Source organism: Stenotrophomonas geniculata, assembly GCF_034508895.1.
Classification (GTDB): domain Bacteria; phylum Pseudomonadota; class Gammaproteobacteria; order Xanthomonadales; family Xanthomonadaceae; genus Stenotrophomonas; species Stenotrophomonas geniculata.
Map to the genome: position 1 here is coordinate 3,847,227 of NZ_CP140571.1, position 19,167 is coordinate 3,866,393.

Below are 19,167 nucleotides of genomic sequence, written 5' to 3' on the forward strand. Positions count from 1 at the left end.
AGAACGCAATGTCAGACGATCACGGCCGCAGCAGCACTTTGCCGTTACGACCCGAACCCACACCGGCCTTCGCTGCCTGGGCGATATCGTCCAGTGCGAAGATCTGCTCCACCGGCAGCGTCAGCTCGCCGCCAGCCGCACGCTTCAGTAGTTCGCCAACCAGCCGGCGCTTGTCCTCCACCGCCATCGCCTGGCTGACCTTGCTGCCCCAGAAGCCCTTCACCGTCGCTTCCTTGTAGATCAGGCCGCCGGCCGGGATGCGCATCGGTTCGCCGCTCATCACGCCGAACGACACCAGCGTGCCGTGGTGGCCGAGCAGGTCGACCAGATCGCCACTGGCGTCGCCGCCGATGGAATCCACGGCGGCCGCCGCCTGTGCTTCGCCGGTCGCTTCACGAACGCGATCCTTCCAGCCGTCCACCGAGGTGTCGAACACATGATCGATACCCAGCGCCTGCAACTGTGCGACGGCATCCGCATTGCGCACCAGGTTGGCTACATGCACGCCACGCGCCCGCGCCAGCATCGCCAGCGACTTGCCCACCGCGCCGTTGGCGGTGTTCTGCACGATCCACTGGCCCGCCTCGACGTGCAGGAACTCCAGCAGCATCAGCGCGCTCAGCGGCATGGCGATCAGCTGCGCGGCCATTTCGTCGGGGATCGCCTCCGGCATCGGAATCACCATGCGTGCCGGCGCGATGAAGGCCTCGGCCCAGGTACCGTGTACCGAGGCCGCGGCGACGCGCTGGCCGATCTGCAGGCCGTCGACACCATCGCCGAGTGCATCGACCACGCCCAGCGCTTCACTGCCACCGATCGCCGGCAGGGTCGGCTTGTAGCCGTAGAGGCCGCGCACGGTCAGCAGATCGTGGTTGTGGATCGAGGCCAGCACGGTGCGGATGCGCACCTCGCCGGGGCCGGGCTCGGGCAGCGGCGCATCGGCAATGGCAAGGACGTCGGCCGGGTTGCCGAAGGAGGGGTACTGGGCAGCGCGCATGGGTGGTGTTCCGGGGAAAGTGGATGTTGTACCGAACTGGGGCCGCAGGGGCTGTCGACAAGGCGCCGCAGCTGCAACACGGCATCCTGCGACTGATCGTCGCGACATGTGCTGATTACCGCATCTTGTGTTGACGGTTAGGGATATCCCCACTATGTTGTGGCCGTCACTCCCGGTCAGCCGCCGCCGCCGGACATGCAGCAAACGTCCCGCGGCCCGCCCCTGAAGGCTTGCCGTGTCGACGCGGCCGCCATCGTGCGGACGCAGGTCGCCCCCACGGCCCGGATACCGGCCGCAGGCGCAGGCAGATGCCGACGACCTACGTTCCCGTGCCCTGGCAATCCACCCGTTCGCCCCGTGCGCCGGTATCGCGTTCAGGGCCGCCATGGCATCGACCGCCAAAGCGCGTGCGAGCCTGGAGTTTCACCACCATGACCGACAGTACCTTCCGCGTGGCCGATCTGGCCGGCGCTGGCGACGCCTTGCGCGCCGGTGGCGAGCGCGTGCCGACCTGGATCACCAAGGAGGCCGGCAACCGCCGCCTGCCGTTCGAGGCCGAGCGCCTGCAGCGCAGCATCGACGCCGTGCATGCCGAGTTCCCGCAGCTGGACGTGAGCGACTATCGCCGCGTGGTGCAGGCGATGGTCGAGCGCAAACCGAGCATCAGCGCCGACGACCTGGTCGATCTGCTGATCCGTGAGGCCGAATCGCGGGTGGACCTGGTTGCACCCGAGTGGGAACAGTTTGCCGCGCGCATCTACCTGCGCCGCCTGTACAAGCGTGCCAGCCGCAACCGCTTCTACGATGTCGGCCTGAAGTACGGCTCCTACGTTGGCCTGCAGGAAAGCCTGGCTGACCGCGGCATCTACAGCAACGACATCCTGCGCTGCTATTCGAAGGAAGAGCTGCAGCAGGCCGGCGAGATGATCGACCCGGAGCGCGACCGCCTGTTCGCCTACAACGGCCTGTACCTGCTGGCCACGCGCTATCTGGCCAGCGACCGCAGCCGCGAGGTCTACGAACTGCCGCAGGAGCGCTGGCTGACCATCGCGCTGTACCTCATGCAGGAAGAAAAGCCGCGCGAGCGGCGCATGCAGCTGGTCGGCGAGGCGTACTGGGCGCTGTCCAACCTGTACATGACCGTCGCCACACCGACCCTGGCCAATGCCGGCAAGGTGGGTGGGCAGCTGTCCAGCTGCTTCATCGACACGGTGGACGACAGCCTGCAGGGCATCTATGACTCCAACACCGATATCGCCCGCGTGTCCAAGCACGGTGGCGGCGTCGGCGCCTACCTGGGCTATGTGCGCAGCAGCGGCGCGCCGATCCGGGGCGTGGCCAATTCCTCCGGCGGCGTGGTGCCGTGGATCAAGCAGCTCAACAACACCGCGGTGTCGGTTGACCAGCTTGGCCAGCGCAAGGGCGCGGTGGCGGTGTACCTGGACATCTGGCACCGCGACATCGAAGCGTTCATGGACCTGCGCCTCAACAACGGCGACCAGCGCCTGCGCGCGCACGATGTGTTCACTTCGGTGTGCGTGCCCGACCTGTTCATGGAAGCGGTCGAGCGCCGCGCCGACTGGTACCTGTTCGACCCGCACGAGGTGAAGCAGGCCAAGGGCTGGTACCTGCAGGACTTCTACGATGAGACGCGCGGTGCGGGCAGCTTCCGCGACCGCTATGCCGAACTGGTGGCCGACGAGCGCATCAGCCGCCGCACGGTGAAGGCGATCGATCTGTTCAAGCGGATCATGCTCAGCCAGTTGGAGACCGGAAATCCGTTCCTGTTCTACCGCGACGAGGTCAACCGCCGGAACCCGAACAAGCACGCGGGCATGATCTATTCCAGCAACCTGTGCACCGAGATCCTGCAGAACATGAGCCCGACGCGGATGATCCAGGAGATCGTCAGCGGCGACCAGATCGTCACCACGCGCCGCGCCGGTGACTTCGTGGTCTGCAACCTGTCCTCGATCAATCTCGGCCGGGCAATCAGTGCGCCGGATGACCTGCTGGCCACCGACGTGCTGGAGCGCCTGATCCCGATCCAGGTGCGCATGCTCGACAACGTGATTGACCTCAACGCGCTGCCGGTGCCGCAGGCCACCATCACCAACCGCAAGTACCGCGCCATCGGCCTGGGCACGTTCGGTTGGCACCACCTGCTGGCGCAGCAGGCGATCCAGTGGGAATCACCGGATGCCGAAGAATTGGCCGACCGTCTCTACGAACGCATCAACTTCCTGACCATCCAGGCCAGCGCGCAGCTGGCGAAGGAGAAGGGCAGCTACCCGATGTTCGCTGGCAGCGACTGGCACAACGGGCGTTACTTCCTTGACCGCGACTACAGCGGCGCCGCATGGGACAGCCTGGCCCACGAGGTCGCCACGCACGGCCTGCGTAACGGCTGGCTGCTGGCCGTGGCGCCGAACATGAGTACCGCGCAGATTGCAGGTTCCACCGCATCGATCGACCCGATCTACAGCGCGTTCTACTACGAGGAAAAGAAGGACTTCCGGCGGCCGGTGGCGGCGCCGGGCCTGTCGCTGGAAACCTGGCCGTACTACGAGAAGGGGGCGTACAAGGTCGACCAGTTCGCCAGCGTGCGCCAGAACGCGCGCCGCCAGCGCCATGTCGACCAGTCGATCAGCTTCAACCTGTATGTGCCGAGCACGATCCGCGCGAGCACCCTGCTGGAGCTGCACCTGAGCGCCTGGCGCGAAGGCCTGAAGACCACCTACTACGTGCGCTCCAACGACATCGACATCAGCGAATGCGAATGGTGCTCCAGCTGATCGCTGCGCCCCCTGTAGCGCCGAGCCCACGCTCGGCTCAGACGCGAAGAGCAGCCGAGCATGGGCTCGGCGCTGCATCCGCAACGCACGTAATACGAAGGTAAACGACCATGGCAACCCCCCTCGACCGCATCAAGATCCTCGAACCGCGCCATCCCAACCGCAGCACCGGCATCATCAACGGCCGTACCAGCGGCATCCTCAACTGGAACGATATCCCGTATCCGTCCTTCTATCGGGCCTACAAGGAGCTGTCGACCAACTTCTGGATTCCCGACGAGGTCGACATGAAGCTCGATGCCCGCCAGTACGGCGAGCTCAACGCACGCGAAAAGAACGCCTACGATTCGATCATCGGCCTGCTGGCCACGCTCGACTCACCGCAGACCCGTTTCATCTACAACGTCGCCGAGTACATCACCGACCCGGCCGCGCATGCCAATGCGGCGATCGTCGGCCAGCAGGAAGTGATCCATAACGAGAGCTACAGCTACGTACTGGCCTCGATCACCGACCTGCCGAACCAGAACCGCATCTTCGAGATCGCCCGCACCCACCCGACCATCATCAAGCGCAATGCCCCGATCATGAGCGCGTATGACGACTTCATGCGCGAGAAGACCGCCGAGACCCTGCTCAAGTCGCTGATCCAGTCCTCGATCCTGGAAGGCATCAACTTCTATTCCGGTTTCGCCTACTTCTACAACATGGTGCGGCAGAACCGCATGAACGGCACCGGCAAGATCATCAGCTTCATCAATCGCGACGAGCTGGCCCATACCAAGTTCATCAGCGAGCTGATCCGCGCCATCATCGGTGAAAACCCCGAGCTGCAGACCAATGAGTTGACCGCCTATGTGCACCAGTCATTCGAACATGCCATCGAGCTTGAGACGCAGTGGTCGTCGGAGGTGCTGGATGGCATCGATGGCATCGACGTGGACGAGATGGTGCGCTACGTGAAGTACCGCGCCAACAAGATGGCCGGCATGCTCGGCATCGAGCGCCTGTACAGCGACACCACTGACAACGTGATGCCGTGGATCAAGGCCTACGCCGACAACTTCACCGAGACCAAGACCGACTTCTTCGAGATGCGCAATGCAAGTTACAAGAAGACCAACGTCGACAACGGCTTCGACGATCTCTGAGCCTGTCGCCGCGCTGCGCATCCTGATGGTGGTCGCCTCCTTGAGCGGCAACACCCGCGAACTCGGCCGGCAGATTGCCGAACGCTGCCGCGCTGCCGGTCATGCGGTGCACTGGCAGGAGGCCGACGACCTGCGCCAGGCACCGCCGCTGGCGACCGATGAGGCCGACCTGGTGCTGCTGGGCTGCTGGACCGACAACGCCGGCCGCACGCCGGCGGAGATGAAGGCATGGGTGGCCGGCATCGCCGAGCGCGGCGAGCGGCCACGGCAGCTGGCGGTGTTCGGCACCGGTGAAACGCAGTGGGGGCAGGAGTACTACTGCGGCGCCGTGCACCGGCTGATCCGCTATTTCCGCAGCGACTACCCGCCGCTGGAGATCGAACAGATGCCGCATGGCCAACGCCATGCCGGGACCATCGATGCCTGGACCGATGCGGTCCTGGCCCATTACTGGAGCAACACCGATGCAGATCATCGACGCCACCACGCCTGAGCAGTTCCAGCAGCTTCTGGCCGAACATCCGCGGGTGCTGGTGGATTTCCACAAGGACCAGTGCCCGGGCTGCCGGATGCTGGAGGTGTCGTTGCACCGGGTGGCCAACAGCGTGGCGGGGCAGGGCACGACCCTGCTGCGCGTGCAGCTGGAGGTGCTGGGTGAAGCGTTCTTCAGGGAGCTGGGACTGCGGCAGACCCCGACGTTGTCCCTGTTTCGTGACGGTGATGAGCGCACGCGCCTGGCAGGGTTCCAGTCACCGCAGCAGATCGAGGCCGCGATCGCGTTGCATTTGTAGAGCCGAGCCCATGCTCGGCTGCCGTTCGCGCGGTGAGCGATGAGTCGAGCATGGCCCGACTCTACAAGGGCATCCACGCGTGGCGTGGATCTACCGGGGCAGGGTCCGTGGTTCGGCGTCAGGCTCCGCTGAAGGTATCCACCAGCAGCTTCACGTTCAACACCACGATCACCAGCGCGATCACCCAGGCAATCGCGCCCAGCCAGCGTGGCGCCACCAGCGCGCCCATCGTCACTTTGTCGGTCACGATCCGCACCAGGGGAATGATCGCGAACGGCAGCTGCATCGACAGCACCACCTGGCTCAGCACCAGCAGCTTCACCGCGCCCTGGTCGCCGAACAGCATGATCACCACCACCACCGGAATGATCGCCAGTGCGCGCGTGATCAGCCGACGCAGCCACGGCGGCAGGCGCAGGTGCAGGAAGCCTTCCATCACGATCTGGCCGGCCAGCGTGGCGGTCACTGTCGAATTCAGGCCCGAGGCCAGCAGGGCAATCGCAAACAGTGTCGCCGCCGCGCCCACGCCCAGCATCGGCGCCAGCAGCTGGTGCGCCTGCTCGATGTCTTCCACATCGAAACGGCCATTGGCATGGAACACTGCCGCCGCCAGGATCAGGATGCTGGCGTTGATGAACAGTGCCAGCGTCAGCGCGAGGGTGCTGTCGGTCACCGCCCAGCGCAGCGCGCTGCGACGGCCCTCGTCGGTGCGCGGATAGGCGCGGGTCTGCACGATGGAAGAATGCAGGTACAGGTTATGCGGCATCACCGTGGCGCCGATGATGCCGATGGCGATGTACAGCGCGTGCGGATCAGTCACTACCTGCGCGCGCGGAATGAATCCGCCCAGCACGTCCATCACCGGCGGTGCGGCCAGCGCGATCTGCACCATGAAGCAGCCGAAGATCACCATCAGCAGCGCGATCACGAAGGCTTCCAGCGCACGGAAGCCGCGGTTCATCAGCAGCAGGACCAGCAGCGTATCCAGCGCGGTGATCACCGCGCCCCACAGCAGCGGCAGGTCGAACAGCAGCTTCAATGCGATCGCGGTGCCGATCACCTCGGCCAGGTCGCAGGCGATGATCGCTGCCTCGCACAGCGCCCACAGCGCCAGGTTCACCGGCTTCGGGTACCGCGCGCGGCAGGCTTGCGCCAGGTCCATGCCGGTGGCGATGCCCAGCCGTGCCGACAGCGCCTGCAGGATCACCGCCATCAGGTTGGAGATGAGGATGACCGACAGCAGCAGGTAGCCGAAGCGCGAACCGCCGGCGAGGTCGGTGGCCCAGTTGCCTGGGTCCATGTAGCCGACCGAGATCATGTAGCCCGGGCCGAGGAAGGCCAGCAGGCGGAACCACCAATGGCCCTTGTCGGGAACGGCGACCGAGGCGTTGAGCGCGCCCAGGCTGGCCGGGGTGGAGGCCGAAGGGTCGTGGGGCGCCAGGGTGTTCATGGGTCCGAATATAGCTCCTGCTATAGTCATTAGCAATGTGAAACAATCGTCTTTATCGCGTTACTGGTCCAGAATTCAGTTTCAAACCCGGAGTAGACCGGAAGGACAGGCGCAGGCGTGGGCAAGACCGACGATTCGACATCGCTGAAAAGCACCCCCTTGATCGAGGCTGAGCGCCAGGTCGAGAGCTTCCGGCAAGTGCGCGAAGCGCACCGGATGGAGCTGGTGGAGGACTATGTCGAGCTGATCTCGGACCTGCTGGCCGACGGCGGCGAGGCCCGCCAGGTCGACATCGCCACCCGCCTGGGCGTGGCCCAGCCCACCGTGGCGAAGATGCTGCGGCGCCTGGCCCGCGATGGCTGGGTGGTGCAGCGGCCGTACCGCGGCGTGTTCCTGACCCCGGAAGGCGAGGCGCTGGCCCATGCCAGCCGCCAGCGGCACCAGACCGTGGAGCGTTTCCTGCTGGCGCTGGGCGTGGACCCTGATACGGCACGGCGTGATGCGGAGGGTATCGAGCACCATGTGAGCGAGCAGACGCTGGCGCTGTTCGAGGCGTTCGTGCGCAAGGCCGAGGGCGAGGCGCCGTAACGGTAGCGCCGGGCCATGCCCGGCGGCCGTTCGCGCGATCCCGGTTTTTGTAGAGCCGAGCCATGCTCGGCTGCCGTTTGCACGGTGATGGAATGCGTCGAGCATGGCTCGACGCTACAGGACAGGCGGGCAGCGGGCCTGTTCCTGCGCGCACGCCCGTTTCGTCCATTCCTTCAACACCGGCTGCAGGCCTTGGTAACGCCGGCCTTGCCAGCCATTGGCCAGCACCGTGCCGTCGGCATCGATCAGTACCAGATTCGGCGGTGCCAGCCCGGCCAATGCCTGCAGGGCCGGCATGCGCGCAGCGCGGCGCGGGTCAAGCACCGGCCACGGCATGTCCTGCGCGTGCATGTAGCGGCGCAGCGCGCTCTCGCTCTCATCCTGGCTGACGTACACCACTTCGGTATCGGCGCCGGCTTGGCGCAGGGCATCACGCACGCTGCGCAGCGTGGGTACGAAGGCATGGCACGGTGCACACCAGTCGGCACCGAAGTACAGCGCCACCAGTTTCGGCGCCTGTGTCCATTGCATCGGTCGCAGCGAGCGCTGTTCCGGCCGCATCAGCGAGGCCGAGACCTGCGCGTGCAGGTCCGCAGCCATCGCCGGTGCGGCCAGCAGCACGGCACAGGCCAGCAACAACGCTCGCAGAGCTTCAGAACGCATAGCGCAGGTTGACGTACCACGAACGCGCGAAGCGCGGCCCGTAGACATAGTCGCTGTCGCGCAGCGCGCCCACTTCCAGATCTTTCTGGCGCTGATCGAACACGTTCTTGACGCCCGCGGCCACCGACACTTCCTGCTGCGCCTGCGCGCCCAGATGGCGGTGCCAGCGAGCACCAAGATCGGTGACCAGGAAGGAACGCGTACGGTGCAGCTCGCCCAACCGGTTGTTCAGCACCGACATCGGCCCGGTATGGCGCAGCGCGACGAAGGTTTCCCACGGCTCGGCGGGCATCCAGCTGAGCTGCGCCAGGCCGGTCCAGCGCGGGGTCTTCAGGTAGTCGCGGCTTTCGATGATGGTGTCGCCACCGTCGCCGGTGTCGTCGAAGATGCGCTGCGGTTCGCGGAAGCGCGAGCGGTACCACGAGGCACCGGCGGTCAGGCGCCACTGCGGCGACGGCTGCCAGCCGAGGTTGGTTTCCGCCCCCAGCACGTTGGAGCCGGAGGCGTTGTAGCGCAGCTGGCTCAGTTGTCCGTCATCGCCGCGCTGGATCTCGCCCAGCGCGAAGGTGTCGCGGATGCGTGCATAGGAGGCGGTAGCATCCCAGCTCCACACTGGATTGGCCGGGTCCGAGCGCCAGTCGAAGCCGAACAGGGTGGTCAACGCGCGCTCTTCCTTCAGGCCATCGGTGTTGCGCACGCGCACCTGCTCGCCACCCAGCGTATCGACGTGCACGTCCTCGACGAAGATCTCCGGTGCACGGAAGCCGGTGGCGACGCCGGCGCGCCACTTCAGGTTCGGGGTGGCCTGCCAGGCCAGGGCGATGCGCGGCGAGAACACCGCGCTGTCCAGCTCCGAGCTCTTGTCCACGCGTGCGCCCAGTACCAGGTCGACGTTGTCACGCAGGCTCCATTCGTCCTGGATGAAGGCGCCCAGGTTGTGGAAGGTTGCATCTTCCAGCACCGCCAGGCGCTGCCCGTCACCGGTGCGGTTGTCGTCGCGCAGCGCCTCGTGCTTGTACTGCACGCCGAAGGCCAGCGCGTGCGCGCCCAGCCGCCAGTTCAACTGGCTGTCGATGTAGTGCAGCGGGTTGTGGGTGCGGCCGTATTGGCGCCACGAACGCGAGGCCGCGCTGCCGGCCACGTTGGGATCCAGCTGCGACGGGTCATGGCCGGGGGCAGACGGATCGGTAACCACGTCGCCAAGACCGCCGTAGAAACTGTCGCGGTCGATGTCGGCGAATGCGTAGGCCAGGCGGAAATCGGCGTCGGCATTGATTTCCTGATCCCACGACACGCTGCCGCGCCGGTATTTCGTATCCAGCGATTCGGCGATGTTGGCCAGGTATTCGGGCTGATCCAGTCGATTGCCGCCACGCCGGGTTTCATCGGTCACCTGCAGGTCCAGGCGCAGCCGCGTGCCCGGCGTGGGCGCGTACCAGGCCTGCAGCCCGCCGACCTTGAGGTTCTTGCGGGTGATCTCGGTGTAGCCGTCACCGTTGTAGTCGATGCCGCTGTTCCAGTTGCGCTGGGCAATCACTGAAAGCCCGGCGTCGGCATCTTTCGCCACCAGGTCCAGGCGCACGTCGGCATTCTTCTGCGGTGTGCCCTTCAGGACATCCACGCCGGCCTGCACATGGCCACCGCTGCGCGCCGGCAGCGGCGGAATCAGGTTGATCACACCGGCCACCGCACCCGGGCCGTACAGCGCCGAGCCGCCGCCCTTGACCACTTCGATGCGGTCGACGAACCCGGCCGGGATCTGTTCCAAGCCGTACACGCTGCCCAGCGTGGACAACAGCGGGATGCCATCGAACAACAGCTGGTTGTAGGCACCGGGCAGGCCCAGCAGCTGCACTTCGCTGGTGTTGCAGTTCTGGCAGTTGCTTTCCACGCGCAGGCCGTTGATCAGCTCGGCGGCGCGCGAGAAGTCGGTGGCCGCGCGCAGCGCGATGTCTTCCTTGCGCAGCACTTCGGTGCGGATCGGGACATCGGATAGCAGGCGTTCGCTGCGGGTGGCGGTGCTGACCTTGACCTGCACGCGGTCCAGCTCGGTCGGCTTCGAGGTGGCGGCCAGTGCAGGCAGCGGCAGGGTCAGGGCAATGGCGGCGGCCAGGGGCAGCCGATGGAAGAGGGGCGTGGCAACGGGCATGAGGGCGTCGTCCTTGGGAGAAGAAAGGCGGCGAGGGCGACCTGGCTGACGCATATGAAAGCAGCGGCTTATTAATATAGCAAGTGCTATATAACGAAGCCGAGGCCATTGCGCGCGGGGCACCAGTCGAGTCAGATCATGCGAGTGTTATAACATTACATAATGCGACCACACCCCTGCCGGTGGTCATGTCCATAGGATGGAGTTGCCGTGTAGGCGCGGTCGGATCGTCAGCCGCGGCGGAATGCGGCGGGGGTCCGGGCGCCAACGATGATCATGCGGATCATCGTGGAGATCTGTTCGACCAGTTCCGGATCCTTCTCCGGCGGCAGGTCCATGGCGGTGGCACCCATCGCGAACACCAGCCGGGTGATGGCCTTGGCCACCAGTTCGGGGGCATGCAGCACGGCGCCGTCCAGTGCAGCCAGGCGCACCAGGTCGTGCTGCAGCTCTTCTTCGAAATAGTGCAGTTCGCGTTCGACCGCATGCTTGAAGTCGTCCGAGCCGACCGCGCCTTCGCGCAGCAGCACGTGCAGCAGCTTGTCGTCGGCGCGCAGCTGTTCCATGAAGGTCTCCACGGAAACGCGCACCACGCTGGTGGCGGTAGACGTGGCGCGCTGGCGGGCCTCGCCGATGATGGTGCGCAGCGAGCGGCCGGCCGCGTCGATCAGCGCCACGGCCAGTTCGTCCATGTCGCGGAACTGCCGGTAGAAGCTGTTCGGCGCAATGCCGGCCTCACGTGCCACTTCGCGCAGGCTGAGCGTGGACAGGCTGCGGTGCGGCCCGATCAGCTTCAGGGCGGCGGCCAGCAGATCCTCGCGGCTCACCGTACGGCGGGCCGGGCTGTTGGCATCTTCAGGCGTCGACAAGGCGGTGGCGGCGGCCATGGGGGTTCCGGTGGGGCGAGGCTGAATCATACCCAATCCGGTTCAATATACACATGTATACACAGGTGTATGTGCGCCCGTATAGTGCGCCCATGAGCGCTGTCGTCCGTCCGTCCCTGTTCTCTCCGTACCGCTGGGTCTCGCCGTCGCTGTTCGATTTCTGGGCGGGCCAGCTCAATCCCCTGTGGACCCTGCGCGAGCCGGTGGCCCGACTGGTCCGGCGCGAGCCGGCCGGCGAGGGCGCGGCGACCCTGGTCCTGCGCACCAACCGGCACTGGGCCGGCATGCGCGCCGGCCAGCACGTCACCCTGGGCGTCGAGATTGAGGGGCGCCTGTGGCAGCGCAGCTACAGCCCTACCGCACTGGGTCGGCGCGAGCTGGCGATCACCGTCAAGGCGATCGATGGCGGCCGGGTCAGCCAGCATCTGGTCAACCATGCACAGCCGGGCGAACTGTTCCGCCTCGATGCCGCCTTCGGCGAGTTCCATATGCCGGCCGCGGCGCCGGTGCTGCTGCTGGCTGCCGGCAGTGGCATCACGCCGATGCGCAGCCTGTTGCGCGACGCCTGCCAGCGCCCGCTGGCAGCACCGGTGGACCTGTTCTATTGGGAGCGCACCGCCGCCCATCTGCAGTTCCGTGATGAACTGCAGGCGCTGGCCGCGGCACATCCGAACCTGCGCGTGCATCTGCTGACCACCCGCGAGGGTGAGGCGCCGGCCGCGCGCATCGATACCCATGATCTGCAGGTGGCCGGCGATGACACGCCGCTGGCGCAGCGCCATGTGTTGGCCTGCGGTCCGGATGGCTTCGTTGCCGCTGCGCGTGAACGCCTGGCGCACCAGGTGGCTGGCTTCCAGGCCGAAGCCTTCACCCCGCCGGCGCCGCTGCGCGATGCCAGCAGCGAAGGCGAGGTGTCGCTGACGCTTGCGCGCAGTGGCCGCCAGCTGAGCGTGCCGCGAGGCCGCTCGCTGCTGGAAAGCCTGGAAGCGCATGGCATCAAGCCCAAGCACGGTTGCCGCATGGGCATCTGCAACACCTGCACCTGTGATCGCGTCAGTGGCGCCACCCGCCACCTTCGCACCGGCGACCTGCAGTCCGAATCGGCACAGCCGGTGCGGATCTGCGTGAGCGCACCGACCACCGACCTGACTCTGGATCTCTGAGGACGCCTGCCATGACCCGCGCTACCGACCGTGCCCTGAGCACCGCCGAGATGCATGCCTTCGGTGAGGAACTCGATGCGATCCGCGACCGTGTGATCGGCAGCCTCGGCGCCTCCGATACCCGCTACATCCGCCGTGTGGCTGCCGCCGTGCGATGGTTCGGCGTGGGTGGCCGTGGCCTGCTGTTCCTGGCAGCATTCTCGCCGCTGTTCTGGATGCCGCTGCTGTGGCCGGCCGCGATCACTGGCACGCTGCTGCTGGCGTTGTCGAAGATCCTGGAGAACATGGAGCTGGGCCACAACGTCATGCACGGCCAGTTCGACTGGACCGGCGACCCCAAGCTCAATGGCAACACCTACGAGTGGGATATCGTTGCCACCGCCGACAACTGGCGCAAGACCCACAATTTCCGCCACCACACCTATACCAACGTGCGTGGCATGGACGATGACATCGGCTACGGCCTGCTGCGCATCTTCCCGGAACAGCGCTGGAAGCCGTTCTACCTGCTGCAGCCGATCATCGCGCCGATCTTCGCGCTGCTGTTCCAATGGGGCGTGGCCGCGCAGGACCTGCGCCTGGGCCGTTGGCTGAAGGGCCGCATCAGTGGCCGTGCGATGTGGATGCAGACCCGCCCGGTGGCGCGGAAAATGGCCCGCCAGGTGCTGAAGGACTACGTGTTCTTCCCGCTGCTGGCCGGCCCGTTCTTCCTCACCGTGATGCTGGGCAACATGGTGGCCAACGGCCTGCGCAACATCTGGACCTACGTGATCATCTTCTGCGGCCACTTCACCGCCGAGTCGGAAACCTTCCCGAAGGAATGCCTGCGCAATGAATCGCGCGGTCACTGGTACCTGCGCCAGCTGCGCGGTTCGTCCAACATCAGCGGCGGCTTCCTGATCAATGTGCTGTCGGGCAACCTCAGCCACCAGATCGAGCACCACTTCTACCCGGACCTGCCGGCCAACCGCTATGCGGCCATTGCCAAGGAAGTGAAGGACATCTGCCGCCGTTACGGCCAGCACTACAACAACGGCTCGCTGCCGCGCCAGTTCGGCCAGGTGGTCTGGCGCATCCTGCGTCACGCGTTCCCCAGCAAGCCGCGCCGCCTGCCGATGCCGGACATCATGTCCGCACCGGCATCGGCCAACGCGGGCTGATCAACTCAGCCCGCCTTCGCCAGGGCCGCCTGTTCGCGGTCCAGGCGACGCAGGAACACCTGCATTTCCTTGCGTGCCTGCTGGTCGCCCTTGCTGCCGGCCACGCTCAAGCCGCGCTGCCATGCTTCGCGCGCCGCCTGCGGCTGGCCACTGGCCAGCCAGGCTTTGCCCAGCAGCTTCCACGCCGCGGAATACTGCGGATCAAGCACCACGCACCGGCCCAGATGGGTGGCCGCGCGCACCGGGTTGCCCGCATCCAGCCAACCCTTGCCCAGGCCGAAGCGCAGCAGCGCGCCGTCCTTGCCGTTGGCAAGCATGCATTCCAGGGCTTCGATGTTCATCCGCGCACCTCCACCAGCAGTTCGGTGGGGCCGGGCTGGAAGCGGCCACGATGGAACAGCAGCGGCGCGCCGCCGTTCTCGTGCACTTCGATGATGCGGCCAGCCAGCAGCAGATGATCACCCACCGGCCACTGTGCGTGGCGGGTACAGGTGAGGTGGGCGACCGCACCGGCGATGCGTGGTGGAGCATCCTCGTCATCATCCAGCAATGCCAGGCCGTCGAAGCGGTTGCGGACCTGCGGATCGGCAAAGCGCCGGGCCAGCGCTTCCTGGTCGGCCGCCAGCACGCTGATCGCAAAGCGGGTGGCGCGCTGGAAGGTGGATAGGCTCTGCGCATGCAACGCCAGGTTCCACAGCACCAGTGGCGGCTGCAATGACACCGGCACGAACGAATTGATGGTCAGGCCGATGGGTTTGCCCTGCGCATCGCGCGTGCAGACGATGGCCACGCCGGTAGGAAAGTGGCCGAGCAGCCGCCGCAGGGCCCGCGGCGGCATCTCGACCGACGGCACCGGGGCCGGGGCGGGGAAAACCCCCGCCCACGGCCCGGCGTACGGCAGCGTTTCGCCGCTCATGAGGCCCTGGCCTGGCGGTAGCGCCGGCCGACCTCGGCCCAGTTGATGATGTTGAAGAACGCACCGATGTAGTCCGGGCGACGGTTCTGGTAGTGCAGGTAGTAGGCGTGTTCCCAGACATCCAGTGCGAGGATCGGGGTGTTGCCGGACAGGCCCACGGCCGCACCCATCAGCGGGCTGTCCTGGTTGGCGCTGCTTTCCACCTGCAGGCGACCATCGCGATCGCTGGTCAGCCAGGCCCAGCCGCTGCCGAAGCGGGTCTGCGCCGCCTTGGTGAAGGCCTCCTTGAAAGCATCGAAACCGCCGAGGTCACGGTCGATGGCGGCGGCCAGTTCGTCATCGGGTGCACCACCGTTGGTGCTGAGCACGGTCCAGAACAGGCTGTGGTTGGCGTGGCCACCGCCGTTGTTGCGGATGGCGCCGCGCTGCGCTTCGGGCACGGCATCGAGGTTGGCGATCAGCGCCTCGACCGGCTGCTCGGCGATGCCGGCCTGCTCGATGGCGGCGTTGAGGTTGTTGACGTAGGCCTGGTGGTGCTTGCTGTGGTGGATCTCCATCGTGCGCGCATCGAAATGCGGCTCAAGGGCATCGTAGGCGTAGGGAAGCGGGGGAAGCGAGTACGACATCGAAGCAATCTCCGTGGGGAAGGCCAGAGGGCTGGCCGTGGGGAGACTGTTATCGCACCTCAACATTGGTTGAGGTCAAGGGGCGGGATTGGGATGCGCGCGCGTTCGCCGCTTTGATTCCCCCGCCACAACCGATATCAACAAAAGCGCCGGCAGGCGAACCCGCCGCCAGCGTTTTCATCAACTCAACTCAACCAATCCTTGCACGCGCCATCTACCTGATCGCCGCACGCCTGCTGCATCCTCTGCTGCAGCCGCGCCAGCGTCTCCGCGCCCTGGTGCTTGCCGCTCCACGTCTTCAACTGCCCTGCCAGGCGTTCGAAACGCTGGCGGGTACGCTGGTGGTAACCGGAAGGCTGCGCTTCCAGTTCGGCGATCAGCGAGGCGGTGGCCTGCTCGATGCGTGGTGCGTCGTCCGGCGCCAGCTTCAGCAGGCCCTCCACGTACAGCACGCCCCACTGCACGCGGGTGGCCGGGCCCTGCGCGCCGTCGTAGGCACGCTTCAACCACTCCAGCGCACCGGCGGTGTCGCCGCGCTGCTCGGCCAGTTCGGCCAGCTCGGGCATGTAGTAGTACGGCTGTTCGCTGCGCTTCAGTTCCGCCAGCAACAGCGACTCGGCGCCTGCGTCGTCGTCGACCTGGCGTAGTGCGTAGACCGCGCTGCTGATCGTGGCCTGGCGCGCATGCGCATCGGTGGCGGCAGCGTCGGCAGCAGCCACGCGCTGCTTGACCCGATCAACCAGGGCCGCGGGCAATGCGCCCTTCGGCTGCTGCTGGCGGGCCAGCGACACTTCGGTCAACGCACGCGACAATGCGTCGTCGGCGCGGTCGCCGCGCTCGGCGTCTGCCCGCTCCAATGCCACCAGCAGCTGCTGTCCCAGCGTGTTGCTGGTGGCCGGCCCGGCACTGGCCTGCTTGACCAGCTGTACGCCCGCATAGCCCAGCAACTCACGGTTGCGGCGGACTTCGGCGGGCTGCGCCAGCACGGCCTGCAGCAGCTCGCGTACTTCGGTGGGCGAGGCATCGGGCTTTTCGGCCGTTGCCAAGGCCAGCAGGGCGAAGCGGCGCTGCAGGGCAGCGTCGGGTGCGGCCTTGGACAACTGGCGCAGCACATCCTCGCTGCTGCGCTCGCCGGCCAGGCGGTTGGCGTCCACTTCCCAGCCGTAGTCGCCCAGCACCTGCCAGTCTTCTGCGGCCAGTCGGTCCGGCGTTGCCAACGCGGTGGCCAAGGTGGCGGCAACAGCACTGCGGCGGCCTGCGGCGACGGTCAGTGCCCGGGTCAGTTCGGTGGCATCATTGCCGCCGGCCACGCGGGTGATTTCGTTGCGCTTTGGGTCCAGCACGATCAGGGTCGGATAGCCGCGTACGCCGAAGCGCTCACCCCAGGCTTGCGCACCTTCCTCGTCGCCATCCAGGTAGACGGGAACGAATTTGCTGGTCAGCGCGATGAAGGCCGGGTCCTTGAACAGGCCCGCCTTGAGCTGGTTGCACGGTGGGCACCAGACGGCGCCCCAGTACAGCAGCACCGGCTTGCCGCTGTCGGCGGCCTCGGCGAAGGCATCATCGACATCGCCCTGGCGCCAGGCGATTGCCTTGGCCGGCGCGGGCACCTCGGCGGAGTTGGCGATGGAAACCGGGGCCGGGGTGCAGGCGCTCAGCGCCGAAGCCAGCAGCAACATAGAAAGCGCGACGCGCATCGGCAGCATCTCGAAGGCCAGGGTGACAGGCCATTGTAGGAACGGCCGGGGAGCCTGCTGATTCAGTTTGCTTATGACGGGCGTGCCGCAGGGCATGACGCCCGCCGGGCATTGGCCGGCGGATGCCTTCAGGCCGCTGCCCGCACCATCTGCTGATACACCAGCCCATTGAACTCGCCGACGTCGCCGTCCAGCACGAAGCCATAGCGCAGGTAGGTTGGCACTGCATTGAGTGAGGCGCGCACGGTCAGGACCGGCTCGCGCACCTGCGGGAGCACCGCGTCGAACAAAGCATGGCCGATGCCCTGGCCCTGGTAGCCGGGATCGACGAACAGCATCGCCAGGTGCCGGCCTTCCTTCAGTTCGATCACGCCGACGACGCGGCCGTCCTGCTCGGCCACCAGGATGTGGTTGTCGCCGTGCAGGCGCGCGCCGAACGCTTCGGCCGCGGCGACGCTGCCGAAGGTGGCGATGCCGGCCGCGCTGAGCGAAGGTGCGACCGCCGCAGTGAAGGCAGCCAGGCACACCGTGCTGATCGCGGGCAGGTCATCGACGTGGGCGGGGCGGATCGTCGGCATGCAGTGTGCTTCCGGTGGTGGGCGGCGCGTCATTGTTGCCGCAAGCCTTCACGCTAAGCTGGCGGCATGAGTGATTTCAATCCCGCGTACGCTGCCTTGTTTCCGCAGCAGGGTCTGAGCCTGGGCCTGATGACGCCCGTGGCGTCGCATGGGTTGGCCGATCCACGTGAGGCGCGACGTATCGCGCGACTGGCCGATGACCTGGGCTTTGCCGCGTTGTGGACGCGCGACGTGCCGCTGATGGTGCCGCAGGGTCCGGACGCGACAACGAGCGCGTTGGACGACCCGTTCCTGTGGCTGGGCATGCTGGCTGCGGCGACCGAGCGCATCGTGGTCGGCAGCGCGGCCATCGTGCTGCCATTGCGCCATCCGCTGCAGGTGGCGAAGTCGGCCTTGAGCCTGGACCGGATCAGCGACGGCCGCTTCGTGCTGGGCCTCGGGTCTGGCGATCGGCCGGAAGAGTTCGCCGCATTCGGCGAGGATCTGCAGGGCAGGGCGGCGACGTTCCGCGAACGCTGGACCTTGTTGCGCGCGGCGTTGTCACCGGAATCCGAAGAAAGGGTCGCGGTAGTGCAAGCTACCGGTGGCTTCGACGTGCTGCCGGCCCCGGCCACGCGCATTCCGATGCTGGTGGTGGGCACTGCGCGGCAGAGCCTGCAGTGGATCGCACGCGAAGCCGAAGGCTGGGCCACCTATCACCGCGAAGAGGCCGCGCAGGAAGGGCGCATCGGCCTGTGGCAACAGGCGCAGGCGCAAGGCGCTGGGCCAGGCAAGCCGTTCGTGCAGTCGATGCTGCTGGATCTGCAGGCCGATCCGCAGGCACCGCCCGAGCCGCTGCCACTGGGCCTGAAGGTCGGCCGCGACGGCTTGCGTGACTACCTGCTGCGCGTGCATGCGCAGGGCGTGGGGCACGTGATGTTCAACCTGGTCGACAACGGGAGGCCGATGGACGCGGTGCTGCGTGAGATCGGGGAGCACGTTCTGCCATACACGCTCCGGTAGGTGTCCACCTTGGTGGACACGCTCCAGCAGTCGAGCACGGCTCGACTCTACATGGCGTTCGCATCTGCGTATCATTCGCATTTGATATCCCGATGCCGGAGCCCCGCGTGACCCAACGTTCCCCCATGCACTCGACCGGACGCCTGTTCGCCGCGGTCGCTTTCATCGAGGCCGTGACCTGGGCCGGCCTGCTCATCGGCATGTGGATGAAGTACGGCCCCATGACCAACGTGGCGCTGGTGAAGCTGTTCGGGCCCCTGCACGGCGTGGCCTTCCTGGTGTACGTGGCGGTCACGCTGTTTGCGGCGGTGCGCCTGCGCTGGCCGTGGTGGGCCAGTGCCCTGGCCCTGCTGGCGGCCATCCCGCCGTTGGTGACGCTGCCGCTGGAGTGGTGGTTCAAGCGCCGTGGCCTGCTGTGCCTGCGTGCAATGCGCTGAACCCACTGTTGCATGCCCATTCAAGAGAATGGGTATCAAATGCAAATACGAGCCGTTATCATTTAAGGGTGGCATCCGGTCCTGAGTGGGGCGGGTGCCGGGCGGGGCGTGCAGACG

Annotated in this window: 19 protein-coding genes; 9 read left to right on the forward strand and 10 right to left on the reverse strand. The window is 66.5% G+C overall.

Annotated features, from left to right (window positions below):
- Positions 1-19: 19 nt before the first annotated feature.
- The gene (locus RI032_RS17750; RefSeq protein ID WP_057503803.1) at positions 20-997 is read right to left on the reverse strand and encodes a zinc-binding dehydrogenase; all 978 of its coding nucleotides are present in this window, start codon (positions 995-997) and stop codon (positions 20-22) included.
- Positions 998-1,428: 431 nt separating this feature from the next.
- Between RI032_RS17750 and RI032_RS17755 the strand changes: the two genes are divergently transcribed.
- From RI032_RS17755 to RI032_RS17770, 4 genes are all read left to right on the forward strand, one after another.
- Positions 1,429-3,792, forward strand: coding sequence for a ribonucleoside-diphosphate reductase subunit alpha (locus RI032_RS17755; protein ID WP_322547405.1), 2,364 nt, complete (start codon positions 1,429-1,431; stop codon positions 3,790-3,792).
- A gap of 110 nt (positions 3,793-3,902) precedes the next feature.
- Complete coding sequence (locus RI032_RS17760; protein WP_322547406.1) at positions 3,903-4,943, forward strand: ribonucleotide-diphosphate reductase subunit beta; 1,041 nt, start codon at positions 3,903-3,905, stop codon at positions 4,941-4,943.
- A 25-nt stretch (positions 4,944-4,968) separates the two neighbouring features.
- Positions 4,969-5,436: a flavodoxin gene (locus RI032_RS17765; RefSeq protein WP_082587896.1), complete on the forward strand. Its 468-nt coding sequence runs from the start codon at positions 4,969-4,971 to the stop codon at positions 5,434-5,436.
- On the forward strand, positions 5,408-5,734 hold the full coding sequence (locus RI032_RS17770; protein WP_010485192.1) for a thioredoxin family protein: 327 nt from the start codon (positions 5,408-5,410) through the stop codon (positions 5,732-5,734). The genes RI032_RS17765 and RI032_RS17770 overlap by 29 nt, the downstream gene beginning before the upstream one ends.
- Positions 5,735-5,852: 118 nt before the next feature.
- Here RI032_RS17770 and RI032_RS17775 read toward each other — a convergent pair whose 3' ends face one another.
- Positions 5,853-7,184, reverse strand: a complete 1,332-nt coding sequence (locus tag RI032_RS17775; protein ID WP_010485195.1) for an Nramp family divalent metal transporter — start codon at positions 7,182-7,184, stop codon at positions 5,853-5,855.
- A 117-nt stretch (positions 7,185-7,301) separates the two neighbouring features.
- Between RI032_RS17775 and mntR the strand changes: the two genes are divergently transcribed.
- Positions 7,302-7,772: a manganese-binding transcriptional regulator MntR gene (mntR, locus tag RI032_RS17780; RefSeq protein ID WP_006372477.1), complete on the forward strand. Its 471-nt coding sequence runs from the start codon at positions 7,302-7,304 to the stop codon at positions 7,770-7,772.
- A gap of 114 nt (positions 7,773-7,886) precedes the next feature.
- On the opposite strand, the gene RI032_RS17785 is transcribed toward mntR, so the two are convergent.
- The 3 genes from RI032_RS17785 to fabR form a co-directional block, all read right to left on the reverse strand.
- The gene (locus RI032_RS17785) at positions 7,887-8,435 is read right to left on the reverse strand and encodes a thioredoxin-like domain-containing protein (protein ID WP_317614425.1); all 549 of its coding nucleotides are present in this window, start codon (positions 8,433-8,435) and stop codon (positions 7,887-7,889) included.
- Complete coding sequence (locus RI032_RS17790) at positions 8,425-10,584, reverse strand: TonB-dependent receptor plug domain-containing protein (RefSeq protein ID WP_241874024.1); 2,160 nt, start codon at positions 10,582-10,584, stop codon at positions 8,425-8,427. Before RI032_RS17790 ends, RI032_RS17785 begins: the two co-directional genes overlap by 11 nt.
- A gap of 230 nt (positions 10,585-10,814) precedes the next feature.
- Positions 10,815-11,471 carry an HTH-type transcriptional repressor FabR gene (gene fabR / locus RI032_RS17795; RefSeq protein WP_005409961.1) on the reverse strand — a complete coding sequence of 219 codons (657 nt, stop codon included), beginning with the start codon at positions 11,469-11,471 and terminating at the stop codon, positions 10,815-10,817.
- Positions 11,472-11,563: 92 nt separating this feature from the next.
- Between fabR and RI032_RS17800 the strand changes: the two genes are divergently transcribed.
- Together RI032_RS17800 and RI032_RS17805 are read left to right on the forward strand one after the other, a co-directional pair.
- The gene (locus tag RI032_RS17800) at positions 11,564-12,634 is read left to right on the forward strand and encodes a ferredoxin reductase (RefSeq protein ID WP_050563255.1); all 1,071 of its coding nucleotides are present in this window, start codon (positions 11,564-11,566) and stop codon (positions 12,632-12,634) included.
- Between the two features lie 11 nt (positions 12,635-12,645).
- Positions 12,646-13,794, forward strand: a complete 1,149-nt coding sequence (locus RI032_RS17805; protein ID WP_010485207.1) for a fatty acid desaturase family protein — start codon at positions 12,646-12,648, stop codon at positions 13,792-13,794.
- 5 nt (positions 13,795-13,799) lie between these two features.
- Here RI032_RS17805 and RI032_RS17810 read toward each other — a convergent pair whose 3' ends face one another.
- From RI032_RS17810 to RI032_RS17830, 5 genes are all read right to left on the reverse strand, one after another.
- Positions 13,800-14,135: a tetratricopeptide repeat protein gene (locus RI032_RS17810; protein WP_019659932.1), complete on the reverse strand. Its 336-nt coding sequence runs from the start codon at positions 14,133-14,135 to the stop codon at positions 13,800-13,802.
- Positions 14,132-14,710: a flavin reductase family protein gene (locus RI032_RS17815; protein ID WP_021204258.1), complete on the reverse strand. Its 579-nt coding sequence runs from the start codon at positions 14,708-14,710 to the stop codon at positions 14,132-14,134. Before RI032_RS17815 ends, RI032_RS17810 begins: the two co-directional genes overlap by 4 nt.
- Positions 14,707-15,336 carry a superoxide dismutase gene (locus RI032_RS17820; protein ID WP_049480884.1) on the reverse strand — a complete coding sequence of 210 codons (630 nt, stop codon included), beginning with the start codon at positions 15,334-15,336 and terminating at the stop codon, positions 14,707-14,709. The genes RI032_RS17815 and RI032_RS17820 overlap by 4 nt, the downstream gene beginning before the upstream one ends.
- Before the next feature lie 185 nt (positions 15,337-15,521).
- Positions 15,522-17,042, reverse strand: a complete 1,521-nt coding sequence (locus RI032_RS17825) for a thioredoxin family protein (RefSeq protein WP_164191726.1) — start codon at positions 17,040-17,042, stop codon at positions 15,522-15,524.
- Positions 17,043-17,161: 119 nt separating this feature from the next.
- A complete protein-coding gene (locus tag RI032_RS17830) occupies positions 17,162-17,611 on the reverse strand; it encodes a GNAT family N-acetyltransferase (RefSeq protein WP_010485217.1) in 450 nt (149 codons plus the stop codon).
- Positions 17,612-17,677: 66 nt separating this feature from the next.
- Here RI032_RS17830 and RI032_RS17835 point away from each other — a divergent pair, with 66 nt between their 5' ends.
- A complete protein-coding gene (locus RI032_RS17835) occupies positions 17,678-18,613 on the forward strand; it encodes a TIGR03571 family LLM class oxidoreductase (protein ID WP_164191728.1) in 936 nt (311 codons plus the stop codon).
- Positions 18,614-18,738: 125 nt separating this feature from the next.
- Positions 18,739-19,050: a DUF3817 domain-containing protein gene (locus RI032_RS17840; RefSeq protein ID WP_322548278.1), complete on the forward strand. Its 312-nt coding sequence runs from the start codon at positions 18,739-18,741 to the stop codon at positions 19,048-19,050.
- Positions 19,051-19,167: the final 117 nt, after the last annotated feature.

What these genes read in the sequence shown, in the direction of transcription:
- RI032_RS17755 (WP_322547405.1), top strand. Translation starts at nt 1,429, where the DNA reads ATGACCGACAGTACCTTCCGCGTGGCCGATCTGGCCGGCGCTGGCGAC.
- RI032_RS17830 (WP_010485217.1), bottom strand. Translation starts at nt 17,611, where the DNA reads ATGCCGACGATCCGCCCCGCCCACGTCGATGACCTGCCCGCGATCAGC.
- RI032_RS17785 (WP_317614425.1), bottom strand. Translation starts at nt 8,435, where the DNA reads ATGCGTTCTGAAGCTCTGCGAGCGTTGTTGCTGGCCTGTGCCGTGCTG.
- RI032_RS17760 (WP_322547406.1), top strand. Translation starts at nt 3,903, where the DNA reads ATGGCAACCCCCCTCGACCGCATCAAGATCCTCGAACCGCGCCATCCC.
- RI032_RS17750 (WP_057503803.1), bottom strand. Translation starts at nt 997, where the DNA reads ATGCGCGCTGCCCAGTACCCCTCCTTCGGCAACCCGGCCGACGTCCTT.
- RI032_RS17770 (WP_010485192.1), top strand. Translation starts at nt 5,408, where the DNA reads ATGCAGATCATCGACGCCACCACGCCTGAGCAGTTCCAGCAGCTTCTG.
- RI032_RS17810 (WP_019659932.1), bottom strand. Translation starts at nt 14,135, where the DNA reads ATGAACATCGAAGCCCTGGAATGCATGCTTGCCAACGGCAAGGACGGC.
- RI032_RS17840 (WP_322548278.1), top strand. Translation starts at nt 18,739, where the DNA reads ATGCACTCGACCGGACGCCTGTTCGCCGCGGTCGCTTTCATCGAGGCC.
- RI032_RS17805 (WP_010485207.1), top strand. Translation starts at nt 12,646, where the DNA reads ATGACCCGCGCTACCGACCGTGCCCTGAGCACCGCCGAGATGCATGCC.
- RI032_RS17775 (WP_010485195.1), bottom strand. Translation starts at nt 7,184, where the DNA reads ATGAACACCCTGGCGCCCCACGACCCTTCGGCCTCCACCCCGGCCAGC.
- fabR (WP_005409961.1), bottom strand. Translation starts at nt 11,471, where the DNA reads ATGGCCGCCGCCACCGCCTTGTCGACGCCTGAAGATGCCAACAGCCCG.
- RI032_RS17820 (WP_049480884.1), bottom strand. Translation starts at nt 15,336, where the DNA reads ATGTCGTACTCGCTTCCCCCGCTTCCCTACGCCTACGATGCCCTTGAG.
- RI032_RS17765 (WP_082587896.1), top strand. Translation starts at nt 4,969, where the DNA reads ATGGTGGTCGCCTCCTTGAGCGGCAACACCCGCGAACTCGGCCGGCAG.
- RI032_RS17835 (WP_164191728.1), top strand. Translation starts at nt 17,678, where the DNA reads ATGAGTGATTTCAATCCCGCGTACGCTGCCTTGTTTCCGCAGCAGGGT.
- RI032_RS17790 (WP_241874024.1), bottom strand. Translation starts at nt 10,584, where the DNA reads ATGCCCGTTGCCACGCCCCTCTTCCATCGGCTGCCCCTGGCCGCCGCC.
- RI032_RS17825 (WP_164191726.1), bottom strand. Translation starts at nt 17,042, where the DNA reads ATGCTGCCGATGCGCGTCGCGCTTTCTATGTTGCTGCTGGCTTCGGCG.
- RI032_RS17815 (WP_021204258.1), bottom strand. Translation starts at nt 14,710, where the DNA reads ATGAGCGGCGAAACGCTGCCGTACGCCGGGCCGTGGGCGGGGGTTTTC.
- RI032_RS17800 (WP_050563255.1), top strand. Translation starts at nt 11,564, where the DNA reads ATGAGCGCTGTCGTCCGTCCGTCCCTGTTCTCTCCGTACCGCTGGGTC.